Genomic DNA, 11,949 nt, shown 5'->3' on the forward strand with positions numbered 1-11,949 from the left:
GCCCGCGATGCCAGCCGCACCCGCCGCAGCCGCCGCGCCGAGCGCCGTTGCCACGCCGCTTCCCGACGAGTCAGTCCGTCGCGACGAGAATGATGGTGACGCTGCGGCTGTATCGGGCTTCGGCTTTTCGGAAGCGCGCTTGGGTGCAGAGATGATGCCTTCGCCCATCTTCGGTTGCGGCGTTTCAGACCGCGGCGCCCGGTATGGCGGGCGCGCGACCTGCGGCTCGGCGAAGTCGTCTATGAAAGGGGCGCCGCCGGCACTCTTGCCGGAGGGCTTGTCCTTCGACTCGGCGGCCGGAGCTGCCGCCGGGGCGTCCGGCTTGGCCCCGGTTTTCTCGGTCTTGGTCGGAGCAGGGACCGTATCCTTTGGTGCCGCCGGGGGCGTCTCGGCTGTTGCGCCAGCGGACTCGTCCTGCGGTGTGTCGGCGACTTTCGGCGCCGGCAGGTCTGCCGCAGGACCGGGGGCCTCGGGAACAGGCGCAGGCGCGGACTCCGGCAGCGGGGCCGGTTCGAGCTCCGGTTCCGGTTCCGGCTGGGGCATCGGGCGCTCGGATGCGCCGAAGCTGGGCTGGCCGCGAAACGCCTTGGGGTTCGGTGCGGTGGAAAACGGACCGGGGCCAAACCCATGCTGCGCGGCAAAGCCGTCCGCCTCGGCCAGCGTCTCGCGCGCGACAGCGGCGATCTCGACCTGGGTTTTCGACAGCGACTTCCAGTCATAGGCAAGGTCGCCGATGGCGTAGGGCGTCATTCCCTCAAGTTCGCTGCGCACGGAATCTTCCTTGATCTCCGTGCCTTCCTCGACCTTCATCGTGTGGAAGAGGACCTCGGAATGGGGCAGCAGAAGGGCGGTCGCGAAGGGGCCGCCATGGACCTCTTCGGCCTCCTTGCGAAGATCCTCGACACGCGTGTCGAAATGAGGATCGTCGAAATCGACGGAGCCAAAGACGATCGTATCATCGCCGGAGCCCTGCAGGAGGCGAACCCCCTCAGGCGTGAAGTCGAGCGCGAAATCGTATTTCATAAATCCTGCTCTAGCACGTGCGCGGCTGCCGGCACAGGACGCCGGGATTGCACTCGTCGTTTACCGCAGGATACCGCGCATGGAAAGAAAGGCGAGCAAATTTCGGGGATTGCATCTAGGTTCTGCCTCATGGAGACCAAAAAAGGCAGAATTATGCTTATTCGCACATTGGCCGTCGTGGCGGGAATCGTCCTGGGCACCCCTATCATGGCCCAGACTCTGACGGTTGAAGGCACGGGCGAGGTCGCCTTCGAGCCGGACATCGCCCTTGTGACGCTGGGTGTCGGCGCCGACGCAGCGACCCCGACCGAAGCGGTCGCTGCCATGAATCAAGGCCTTGCGCCGGTCCTGGCGACGCTCACCGACGCCGGCATTGCGCCACGTGACATGCAGACGGGAACGCTGAACCTGCACCCCGTCTACTCCGATCGTCCCGAAACTCAGCCGGCCGGCGGGCCGGAGGTCACCGGCTATCACGCCGAATCACTGCTGTCCGTCCGGGTGCGCGATCTCGACATCCTCGGGACCGTGCTCGACACGGTGGTAGGCGAGGGGGCCAACCGGCTGGAAGGCGTCCAGTGGCAGCTGTCTGATCCGGCGGCGGCCAGGGATGCCGCGCTCGGCGCCGCGGTCGCGGATGCAGTGCGCAAGGCGGCCGTGATGGCACAGGCCGCAGGTGTGGGGCTTGGCGCGATCGAGGAGATCCGCGAGGGCAACGTTGAGTCGTCCCCGCCGCAGCCCATGATGATGATGGAGGCCCGCAGCGGCGGCGTTCCGCTCGCCCGCGGCGAAGTCGGCGTGACGGCTGCGGTGACGCTTCGCTACGCCACCGTGTCCGACTGAGGTTCGGCGTCAGCGCCGGTTGAGGCCGGCACGCGCATAGGCGGTGCCGTTGTCGGCCCCGTCTTCGGCGACCACGCTGAATGACCCGTCCGTCTCGAGGATCACCGCGGCGGTATTCTCGGGCGCGCGGGCAGAGGACTGGCGGATCACCGTCATCAACTCGTTCTCTGTGACCCGTTGGCGGCGCAACGCATCGTGGAGGATCTCGCCCTTGCGGACCAGCAGGGCGGGCTCCGACCGGACCATGTTGGCAAAGCCCCGCGACCGGATCGACAACCACGCCACGATCCATTGCAGCCCGACGAGTGTGGCGAAGGCCGTGAGCGCTTCAAGCAGGGGCGTCGATCGCGACAGGATGGCGGTGGCCAGCGTCGACCCCAAGGCGACCGTCACGATCATGTCGAACGCGTTCAGCGTCGAGAGCGTGCGCTTGCCCGAGATCCGCAGGATGAGGACGACGGCGACATAGGCCATCGTCGCCAGGATGATCATTCGGCCAATGCCGCTGAAGCTGTCGAAGATTGCATCGCTCATGGGCACGCAATGCGCATCCCCCCACGCCGGTTCAATTGCGCGCGGCAGTTTCGCCACGTAAGACTCGGAACGAAAAACGGAGGACGCCGATGCTCACCCCATTCCACCTTGCCATCCATGTCACCGACCTTGATGCCGCGCGCGCCTTCTACGGCGGCGTGCTGGGCTGCGCCGAGGGACGCTCGACCGACAGCTGGGTGGATTTCGATTTCTTCGGCCACCAGCTGTCGCTGCACAAGGGCGAGCCTTTCGCCAATGCCGAGACGGGGAAGGTCGGCGATCACATGGTGCCGATGCCGCATATGGGCCTCGTCCTGCATTTGCCGGACTGGCAGGCCCTGCGCGACCGGCTGGAGGAGGCTGGGACAGATTGGGTGCTGGCCCCGTCTGTCCGGTTCGAGGGCGAACCGGGCGAGCAGTGGACGATGTTCTTCCGCGATCCGTCTGGAAATCCCATCGAGATCAAGGGATTCCGCGAGATGGACGCCGTCTTCGCCAGCTAGGCGTCAGGCCCTGCGGGCGGAGAGGTCGGGGAAAAGACCCGCGAGGCCATCTTCGGTCGCCCGGCAAACGCCGCGCTCGGTGATGAAGCCGGTCACCAGCCGTGCGGGCGTCACGTCGAAGGCGTCGTTGCGGGTGGGCGTGCCCTCGGGAGTGACGCGCACCTCTGCGATGCCGTCCGGTCCGGCGCCCTGGATATGCGAGACTTCCCGCGGATCGCGTTCCTCGATCGGGATTTCGCGCAGCCCGTCGGAGACGGTCCAGTCGATGGTGGGCGAGGGCAGGGCGACGTAGAAGGGTACGCCGTTATCCTTCGCCGCGAGCGCCTTCAGATAGGTGCCGATCTTGTTGCAGACGTCACCCCGGCGTGTCACGCGGTCGGTTCCGGTGATGACGATGTCCACCAGCCCGCGCTGCATCAAGTGCCCGCCGGCATTGTCGGTGATGTAGGTATGGGGCACACCGTGGCTGCCAAGCTCCCACGAGGTCAGCGCGCCCTGGTTGCGGGGGCGGGTTTCGTCCACCCAGACATGCAGGTCAATACCGGCATCATTGGCCTGATAGATGGGCGAGGTCGCCGTGCCCCAGTCCACCGTCGCGATCCAGCCGGCGTTGCAATGGGTCAGGATGTTGAGCGGTCTGTCCTTCTCGGCCGAGAGGCGGCGCAGAAGGCTCAATCCATGGGTGCCGATGGCGTGATTGATATCGACATCCTCGTCGGCAATCTCGCGCGCCAACGCGAGCGCCGCTTCGGCCCGACGGTCCGGGTCGAGCGGCATCAGCGCCGTGCGTGCCCGGTCGAGTGCCCAGCGAAGGTTGATCGCCGTGGGCCGCGTGGCGTGCAGCCGATCGTAGGCCGCGGCGAGGTTGGCGTCCGACGGGTCGTTCGCCATGGCCAGCGCCAGACCGTAGGCCGCCGTCGCGCCGATCAGAGGCGCACCTCGGACGCGCATCTGGACGATGGCGTCTGCATAGTCGTCGAGGCTGCGCACCTCCTGGATGCGCAACTCGTGGGGCAGCCAGCGCTGGTCGATGATCTCAAGGCAGCCCTTTTCGTCGGACCACCAGAGCGAGCGGTATGGCTGCCCTTCGATCTTCACTTTGTGCGCTCGGCGATCAGGGCTTCCAGCTTTTCGGCGTCGGCGTGGAACTTGCGGATACCATCGGACAGCTTCTCAGTGGCCATTGCGTCCTCGTTCAGCTCCCACCGAAAGATTGGTTCGTCGATGGGATCGACACTGCCGGAGCCGCTCTTGGCCTCGAGCTTGCGGGTCAGCTGGCCGTGGTCATTGTGCAGCTCGTCCAGCAAGTCGGGCGAGATCGTCAGCCGGTCGCAACCCGCCAGCGCCTCGATCTGGCCGGCGTTGCGGAACGACGCGCCCATCACGACCGTCTCGATCCCGTTCGACTTGTAGTAGTCGTAGATCGCGCGGACGGACTTCACGCCCGGATCGTTGTCCGGCTCGTAGCCTTCCACCCCTTCGGAGGCCTTGTACCAGTCGGTGATCCGACCAACGAAGGGCGAAATCAGGAACACCCCCGCATCGGCGCACGCCTTTGCCTGCGCCATCGAGAAGAGCAGCGTCAGGTTGCAGTCGATGCCATCCTTCTGGAGGCATTCTGCGGCTCGGATTCCCTCCCACGTGGAGGCGAGCTTGATCAGGATGCGGTCCTTGCCGATGCCGCGCTTCTCGTAGCCTTCGATCAGGGAATTCGCTTTGGCGATCGAGGCTTCGGTGTCGAAGCTGAGGCGTGCATCCACCTCGGTGGAGACGCGGCCGGGAACGATCTCGGCGAGCTCGGCACCGACCGAGACAGTCAGCCGCTCGGCGATCTCGGCGGTCGATCCGCCCTTGCCGATGCCTTCCTCGACGATGTCCTTGAAGTAGTCCGTGCCCACAGCCTTGAGCACGATGGACGGGTTGGTGGTGCAGTCCTCGGGCTTGAGGCGGCGCACGGCGTCCACGTCGCCCGTGTCGGCGACGACCACGGTCATGTCGCGAAGCTGGTCGAGTTTGCTGGCCATGGTGGTTCCCTTTTGCGGTAACGGTTGGGGCATTCCTACGCAGGATCAGGCGCGGGGGCTAGGGGGCGCGCGCGGATGGGGCGCGGCTTCAGGCGCCCAGCCACTTCTTTTCGTTCGCCTCGATAGCCGCGATGCGCTCGTCCGTCTTGGGGTGCGACAGCAGCCAGGCCGGTGTGCTGCCGCCGGCGCCACCGGTCAGCGCCTCGAGCTTGCGAAACATGCTCTTCTGCGCGGCCGTCCCGATCCCGGACTTGATGAGCAGCGCCGAGGCATAGGCGTCCGCCTCGTACTCGTCCTGCCGGGACAGGCGCGCGGCCAGAAGAGAGGCGAGACCGTTGGCGATCATCACTCCCAGGCCCGGAACGATCCGGCCGAGCACCATGATCAGAACCGTCCGGACCGCGTTCTGGCCGGAAAAGTCGATCATCCGTCGCTTCGCGTGGCCGAGCGCCACGTGCCCCAGCTCGTGCGCGATGACGCTGGACATCTCCTCGGCCGAGACCTGGCCAGACCGATATTTCTCGTAGAAGCCGCGGGTCAGGAAGATGCGACCGTCGGGCGCGGCAAGGCCGTTGACGGGCGAGATCTCGTATATATGGACGGGGATGCGCTTCACCTCGAGCGCGTCAGCCATCCGGTCCGTCAGCTCCTTGAGATCGCGGTCCGCCAGCTCGGTCGACTGCGTGTCGAGCTTGCGCTTGGTGCGCCAGATCGACACGCGATACATCGCGAGGGCATAGAGAATTGCCAGCAGGATCGGCGTAAGCTTCAACATGGGTCTAAGATGGGATGGCGGCGCGCGCGGCACAATGCGTCAGTGCGATCCGGCTCCTCTATGTCAATAGACGTCTATTGCGGTTCCACGTCAAACCCTTAAGAACGAAGGAAGTCATACAAGAAGATGGATGCAGCGCCGGTGCCGAAGCTTGACTATTCCGGATTGACGACGGAAGAGATGGAGATCGGACTCCAAGTTGCGAAGGTGGGGCTGGGACGTGTCGACTACGTCTCGGATGTCGTTCGCCTCGATCAGCTGGCGGCAGAGATCTTCGGGCTGACTGCCGGCGTGGATATCGCCAGAGAGGACTTCCATAAGCAGATCCATCGCGACGATTGGCCCGAGGTCGAGGTCACGATCGAGCAGCTCTCGTCGGCGCATGGACCCGACGTCGTGGACCTGAACCACCGCACCTTCGATCACGAGGGCAAGCTGCGCTGGGTAAATGCCCGCAAGCGCGTGTTCTACGACCCGGATGGCGACCGGTCGGCGCCGCGTTCTGCGATCTTTGCCGTCGTGGACGGGACCAGTAGGAAGATGGCCGAGCTGCAGTCGCAGATGCTGATCGGCGAGTTGAACCACCGGACCAAGAACCTCATCACCGTTGTGGCGAGCATCGCGCGGCAGCTGCGCCGACACTCGACGCCAGAGGATTTTCCCGACCGTTTCATCGACCGACTGCAGGCGCTCGCCCGTAACCAGGAAGCGACGGCACACGGGACTGCGCATGGCTATGACCTGAAAGAGATCATCGCCCAGCAAGTCATGCCCTTCGAGGGACGGCGGCAGGTCAGGCTGGATATCGATGGGCCGCGGGTCGAGATGGCGTCGCAATCGGCGCATGTCATGGCGATGATGTGCCACGAACTGCTGACCAATGCGGCGAAGTATGGCGCATTGGCCGGCGACGGGCGAGTTGAGATCACCTGGCGCATCGACGACGACGAGTGCCTGCATTTCGACTGGGTGGAGCGCGGCGGCCCGCCGGTGTCCCAGCCCGAGCGGACCGGCTATGGCACACAGGTGGTGACGGTGCTCGCCGCGGCGGCGTTCGATGCCAAGATCAAGCTGGAGTATCCGACCAAGGGATTCCGCCTGTCCCTCGTCGCGCCTCTCGAGGTGTTCGCCCCGCAGGGCGGGGTCGAAGCATAGGGCGGCGCACCCGGACTGATGCACCGCCGGATGGTTGCTCAGGCAAGTTTCGCATCCATCGTGATCTCGGGGCCGGCGAGTGCCTTCGAGATCGGGCAGTTCGCTTTCGCCGTGTTGGCAGCTTCCAGGAACTGATCCTCGGACGCGCCGGGCACCGAGGCTGCCACGTCGAGGTGAATCTTCGTCACGGTGAAGCCACCGTCGGTTTCTTCGAGGCTCACGGTCGCCTTGGTGTCGATGTTGTCGGGAGTCAGGTCGCTCTGGCCCAGGATCATCGACAGCGCCATTGAGAAGCAGGCTGCGTGGGCCGCGCCGATCAGCTCTTCTGGGTTGGTGTTGGTGCCGCCTTCGAAGCGCGACTGGAAACCGTAATTCGCCTTGTCCAGAACGCCGGTCTGGGTTGAAACCGTACCGGTGCCGTCCTTCAGTCCGCCTTTCCAGTTCGCCGTGCCGTGCTTCTTGATCATGTCGGTCTCCTTCGTGGGGCTGGACGGCCGTAGCCGCGTAAGTGGTGGCGATGCGCCGCAACGGGCGCACCGGTGACGGGAACGACTTGGCCTCACGGCGGTTCCGCGTGACCCGATCTCGCGGCGGCCCGAGTCACTCTGTCCGGTTGGACTGTGTCTGGAACATCCACTGGGGATAGGCAGATGGCAGCGCGCTCGCCTCGTCGAGCTTCGTCAGATCGTCCTCGGACAATTCCACATCGGCCGCGCCGAGGTTGTCCTGAAGCTGCGAGACCTTCTTGGCCCCCACGATGACAGAAGACACGCCGTCGCGCGACAGAAGCCAGGCGAGCGCGATCTGCGGCACGCTGGCGCCCTTGGCCGAGGCGATGTCCTGCATCACACCCACGATGCCATCGGCCTTGTCCTTGTCGATGGGGGGGAAGTCGAACTCGGCGCGGCGCCCCTCGGCTTCGGAATCGTTGCCGGTGTACTTGCCCGACAGGTAGCCCCCGGCCAGCGGCGACCAGCAGAGCATTCCGACGCCCTCGGCCTTGGCTGCGGGCAGCACCTCGCGTTCGACGTCGCGCCCGGCGAGGGAATAGTAGGACTGGATCGTGCGAATGGGCGCGGTGCCACGACGCTCGGCATGGCCTTGCGCCTTCGCAAGCTGCCACCCAGCCCAGTTCGACACGCCGACATAGCGGACGTGGCCGTGCTTCACGAGGATATCCAGCGCCTCCATCTGCTCGTCGATGGGCGTGTCGAAGTCGAAGCCGTGCAATTGATAGAGGTCGATGTGGTCGACGCCGAGGCGCTTCAGCGACGCCTTGCACGCGTCGATGATGTGATAGCGCGAGGCGCCGCGGCCGTTTGGCCCCTCGTGCATCCGCCCGAACCCCTTCGAGGCGATGACGACCTCGTGCCGGTTCAGGCCGAGATTCTTCAGCGACTGGCCGAGGATTTCTTCCGACCCGCCCTCGGAATAGACGTTCGCGGTGTCGAAGAAGTTGATCCCGCCGTCGAAGGCGGTTTTCACGATCTCGTCGGCGTCGGACTGGCCGAGCTGGCCGATGTTCTTCCACATGCCGGTGCCGCCGTGGAATGTCATGGTGCCGAGGCAAAGCTCGGACACCTGCAGGCCGGACCGGCCGAGGGGGCGATATTGCATGGAATTTCTCCTGAAGGTTCGGCCTTGATAACGGCCGCTCAGGTCAGAAGTTTCATGCCCCGCGTCAAACCGTCGAGCGTCAGGGGCGCCATGCGCTGAGGCCCGAAGATCTGCTGGATCATCTGCGTGGACTGGGTGTAGCCCCACAGATCCTCGCGCACCGGGTTGATCCAGAGATGCGCGGGCCATTGGTTGCGCGCGCGCTCCAGCCAGACCTGCCCCGACTCGGCGTTCCAGTGCTCGTTCGCGCCGCCGGGCATCGCGACCTCGTAGGGCGACATCGCCGCGTCGCCGACGAAGATGCAGCGCCATTCGGGGCCGTAGGTGCGCAGGATGTCCCACGTAGGCATCTGCTCGGTCCAGCGGCGGCGGTTGTCGCGCCAGACGCCCTCGTAGAGGCAGTTGTGGAAGTAGAACTGTTCGAGGTGCCGGAACTCGGATTTCGCGGCCGAGAACAGGTCCGAAACGACCTGCACGTGGTCATCCATCGACCCGCCGACGTCGAGAAACAGCAGCACCCGCGCCGCGTTGCGCCGCTCGGGCCGGGTCTTGACGTCCAGATACCCCTGATGCGCGGTCGAGCGGATCGTGCCGGGCAGGTCCAGTTCCTCGTGCGCGCCGTCGCGGGCCCAGCGGCGCAGGCGCTTCAGGGCGACCTTCATCGTGCGGGTGCCGATCTCGCGATCGCCGTCGAAATCGCGGAAGTCGCGCCTGTCCCAGACCTTCACCGCGCGGCGGTGGCGGCTTTCGTTCTGGCCGATGCGCACGCCCTCGGGGTTGTAGCCGTAGGCGCCGTAGGGAGAGGTGCCGGCAGTGCCGACCCACTTGTTGCCGCCCTCGTGCCGGCCTTCCTGCTCGGAGAGACGCTTGCGCAGTTCCTCCATCAGCTTGTCGAAGCCGCCCATAGCCTCGATCTCGGCACGTTCCTCGGGCGAGAGGTGGTTCTCGCGCATCCGGCGCAGCCAGTCGTCGGGCAGGTCCATTGCCTCGACCACCGCCTCGGGCGAGATCGCCTCGACGCCCGCGAAGGCGGCGGCGAAGGCCTGGTCGAAGCGGTCGATATGTGCCTCGTCCTTCACCAGACTGGCGCGTGCGAGGTAGTAGAAGGCGTCGACGTCATAGGTCGCAAGGCCGGCTTTCACGACGCTCAGGAAGTCGAGGAACTCGCGTAGGGTGGCCGGGACCCGGTGGCGGCGAAGCTCTTCGAAGAAGGGCAGGAACATCAGGCGATCAGGTTCTCGACAACGATGGTGACGACGAGGCCCAGAAGCGCGCCGGCGATGGCGCAGGCGATGGCGTATTGCACCTTGTCCGCCCGCACGCCGCCGTTGCGCGCGGCGAGGCGCTGGCCGAGGAAGGCACCGACGAGGGCGAAGGCGATGACGATCATGAGGCGGTCTCCGGTTTCGGGGCGATGGCCGCGATCTCGTCGGCGCGGCGCAGGATGTCGATGGTATCACCGTATCCGTAGCGCGCCCAGCCTAACGCCTCGTCGCGCAGACGGTCGGCCTCGCCCGGCCGGCCGAGGCTGCGCAGCGCCTCGGACTTCACCAGCAAAAGGGTGGACAGCAGCGACGCGTTCTCGGCCTCGATGACGGCCGGAGTGTTGGCATCGACGATCGCCAGCGCGCTGTGGGGTTGCCCGGCCGACAGGGCGAAGGTGGCGAGTTGCATGGCGATGTGCGCGCCGTGGACCGCGGTGTCGGGGTCGGCGCCGTAGATGCCGGCAGCCTGAAGGAACGAGGCCAGCGCCAGGTCGGGGTCGCTGCCGATCGACAGGCGCCCGAGCGCAAAGAGCGAAAAGGCCAACCGGTTGTCATTCCACCCGCCGGCGCGGGCGGTCGCGACGGCGCGGCGCGCGCTTTCGCGGCGCTGGGACATCCGTACATTGGGGCCAAGCGCGTTTTCGATCGCATCGGTCCAGGCCTCTGAGGTGGTGACGCGGGCCGGGGCCGGGGGGCGATTCCCGGCGGGATTCAGGTGCGACAGCAGGCCGGGCAGGATGCCGGCGACCTCGCGCCGGGTCATGCCTGATTGCAGCGCGTCGGAATAGGTCGCGCGCAGGATAAGCATGTCGAACCCGGTCAGGACGGTGTGGAAGTTGTCGTCGTTGAAGACCGAGTCGGTCAGCCGGTAGAGGTCGTTCAGCGGACCCAGGGCCTGTGCGAGTTCTTCATGCAGGCAGTCGCGCACCTCTTGCGGAGGAACGTCGCCGGGGATGAAGATCGCCAGTCGCTCGCGCGTTTTCAGCGTCGCCCAGTCAATCATCCCGCCGCGGCGGTTGCGCACGAATTCGCCCCAGGACGACACCCGGGGGACGACGAAGCAGGCGGCGTCCGGGACGGCGCGCTGCAGCTTGGCGCGGGGGACGACCTCGATCGTGATGTTCGCATCGGCTCCGCGGGTGGCGCGGGCAATATCGATCCGGGCCTCGCGGCGCAGGCGCTCGAGCAGCCGGTCAAGGTCTCCGTCAAGGCTCGCCGGTCGTTGACCGGTAACGCGTACGCTGACGGGGCTTTCGAACCTGGTCATTATCGGCAGCGACCGCCCCGATTCAAGCGTAAAAGTCAGGTCGAGGAAATCCTGCGCGATGTCGGCATTGGCGCGGTGCACCCGATGGGGGACAGCCGGCGCGAACGTCTTCATCGGGGGTAGGCTGGCGAGCTCGAGGGTCGAGCGGCGCTCGGAAACGGTCTGCGGGGCGGCGCAGGCAGCCAGTGCGAAGAACGCGGGCAAGAGGAGGGCGCGCAGCGACATTGCGGCCACCATCGGGCAAGGTGCACTGAATGTGAACAGGGAGTTTCCGCACCCCGCGCCTTCTTGCGCACCGGTGCGGGGCCGCCACGGTCGGAAGACCGTCTTCAGCGTCCCCGCCGCGCCATGAAGGCCAACCGCTCGAAGAGGTGCACGTCCTGCTCGGTCTTCAAAAGTGCGCCGTGGAGCTTGGGCAGTGCATCCGGGCCGCTTCGGCGAAGATCTTCGGACGTCAAATCCTCAGCCAGAAGCAGTTTCAGCCAGTCGATCACCTCGGAGGTGGATGGCTTCTTCTTCAGCCCGGGCTGCTCGCGGATCTCGAGGAATCGGGTCAGCGCCGTCGTCAGCAGGCTTTCCTTGATCCCCGGATGATGGACGGCAACGATCTTCTTCAGCGTCTCGATGTCGGGAAAGCGGATGTAGTGGAAGAAGCACCGGCGCAGGAAGGCGTCGGGCAGTTCCTTCTCGTTGTTCGAAGTGATGATGACGATCGGCCGGAGGCGCGCGCGGACGGTCTCGCCCGTCTCGTAGACGTGGAACTCCATCCGGTCGAGCTCTTGCAGCAGGTCGTTCGGGAACTCGATATCGGCCTTATCGATCTCGTCGATCAGCAGGACGACGCGCTCCTCGGCCTCGAACGCCTCCCACAGCTTGCCCTTGCGGATGTAGTTGCCGACGTCATGCACCCGCTCGTCACCCAGTTGACTGTCGCGCAGACGGC

Annotated in this window: 13 protein-coding genes and 1 pseudogene; 3 read left to right on the forward strand and 11 right to left on the reverse strand. The window is 65.8% G+C overall.

What is annotated here, in order from left to right:
- A pseudogene (locus tag ACFDS3_RS16730) lies at positions 1 to 1,023 on the reverse strand (hypothetical protein); the annotation flags it as partial.
- Between the two features lie 153 nt (positions 1,024 to 1,176).
- Here ACFDS3_RS16730 and ACFDS3_RS16735 point away from each other — a divergent pair.
- The gene (locus ACFDS3_RS16735) at positions 1,177 to 1,866 is read left to right on the forward strand and encodes an SIMPL domain-containing protein (RefSeq protein ID WP_375263495.1); all 690 of its coding nucleotides are present in this window, start codon (positions 1,177 to 1,179) and stop codon (positions 1,864 to 1,866) included.
- Between the two features lie 9 nt (positions 1,867 to 1,875).
- Here ACFDS3_RS16735 and ACFDS3_RS16740 read toward each other — a convergent pair whose 3' ends face one another.
- A complete protein-coding gene (locus tag ACFDS3_RS16740) occupies positions 1,876 to 2,400 on the reverse strand; it encodes a DUF421 domain-containing protein (RefSeq protein ID WP_375263496.1) in 525 nt (174 codons plus the stop codon).
- Positions 2,401 to 2,489: 89 nt separating this feature from the next.
- On the opposite strand from ACFDS3_RS16740, the gene ACFDS3_RS16745 reads away from it, so the two are divergent.
- Entirely contained in the window at positions 2,490 to 2,903 is a 414-nt protein-coding gene (locus ACFDS3_RS16745; protein WP_375263497.1) for a VOC family protein, read from the forward strand.
- Positions 2,904 to 2,906: 3 nt separating this feature from the next.
- On the opposite strand, the gene mtnA is transcribed toward ACFDS3_RS16745, so the two are convergent.
- From mtnA to ACFDS3_RS16760, 3 genes are all read right to left on the reverse strand, one after another.
- Positions 2,907 to 4,001: an S-methyl-5-thioribose-1-phosphate isomerase gene (gene mtnA / locus ACFDS3_RS16750; RefSeq protein WP_375263498.1), complete on the reverse strand. Its 1,095-nt coding sequence runs from the start codon at positions 3,999 to 4,001 to the stop codon at positions 2,907 to 2,909.
- A complete protein-coding gene (gene tal / locus ACFDS3_RS16755; protein WP_375263499.1) occupies positions 3,998 to 4,927 on the reverse strand; it encodes a transaldolase in 930 nt (309 codons plus the stop codon). The genes mtnA and tal overlap by 4 nt, the downstream gene beginning before the upstream one ends.
- A gap of 88 nt (positions 4,928 to 5,015) precedes the next feature.
- Positions 5,016 to 5,702: a M48 family metallopeptidase gene (locus ACFDS3_RS16760; RefSeq protein ID WP_375263500.1), complete on the reverse strand. Its 687-nt coding sequence runs from the start codon at positions 5,700 to 5,702 to the stop codon at positions 5,016 to 5,018.
- Between the two features lie 141 nt (positions 5,703 to 5,843).
- Here ACFDS3_RS16760 and ACFDS3_RS16765 point away from each other — a divergent pair, with 141 nt between their 5' ends.
- Positions 5,844 to 6,857 carry a sensor histidine kinase gene (locus tag ACFDS3_RS16765; protein ID WP_375263501.1) on the forward strand — a complete coding sequence of 338 codons (1,014 nt, stop codon included), beginning with the start codon at positions 5,844 to 5,846 and terminating at the stop codon, positions 6,855 to 6,857.
- A gap of 38 nt (positions 6,858 to 6,895) precedes the next feature.
- Here ACFDS3_RS16765 and ACFDS3_RS16770 read toward each other — a convergent pair whose 3' ends face one another.
- From ACFDS3_RS16770 to ACFDS3_RS16795, 6 genes are all read right to left on the reverse strand, one after another.
- Positions 6,896 to 7,324 carry an OsmC family protein gene (locus tag ACFDS3_RS16770; protein WP_375263502.1) on the reverse strand — a complete coding sequence of 143 codons (429 nt, stop codon included), beginning with the start codon at positions 7,322 to 7,324 and terminating at the stop codon, positions 6,896 to 6,898.
- A gap of 133 nt (positions 7,325 to 7,457) precedes the next feature.
- Entirely contained in the window at positions 7,458 to 8,474 is a 1,017-nt protein-coding gene (locus ACFDS3_RS16775; RefSeq protein WP_375263503.1) for an aldo/keto reductase, read from the reverse strand.
- A 38-nt stretch (positions 8,475 to 8,512) separates the two neighbouring features.
- Positions 8,513 to 9,697, reverse strand: coding sequence for a VWA domain-containing protein (locus tag ACFDS3_RS16780; protein ID WP_375263504.1), 1,185 nt, complete (start codon positions 9,695 to 9,697; stop codon positions 8,513 to 8,515).
- On the reverse strand, positions 9,697 to 9,864 hold the full coding sequence (locus tag ACFDS3_RS16785) for an apolipoprotein acyltransferase (protein ID WP_375263505.1): 168 nt from the start codon (positions 9,862 to 9,864) through the stop codon (positions 9,697 to 9,699). Before ACFDS3_RS16785 ends, ACFDS3_RS16780 begins: the two co-directional genes overlap by 1 nt.
- Positions 9,861 to 11,225, reverse strand: coding sequence for a DUF2927 domain-containing protein (locus ACFDS3_RS16790; protein ID WP_375263507.1), 1,365 nt, complete (start codon positions 11,223 to 11,225; stop codon positions 9,861 to 9,863). The genes ACFDS3_RS16785 and ACFDS3_RS16790 overlap by 4 nt, the downstream gene beginning before the upstream one ends.
- A gap of 110 nt (positions 11,226 to 11,335) precedes the next feature.
- On the reverse strand, positions 11,336 to 11,949 hold a 614-nt coding region (locus ACFDS3_RS16795), incomplete at its 5' end, for an AAA family ATPase (RefSeq protein ID WP_375263506.1).

Source organism: Palleronia sp. (assembly GCF_042089775.1).
Lineage (GTDB): Bacteria > Pseudomonadota > Alphaproteobacteria > Rhodobacterales > Rhodobacteraceae > Palleronia.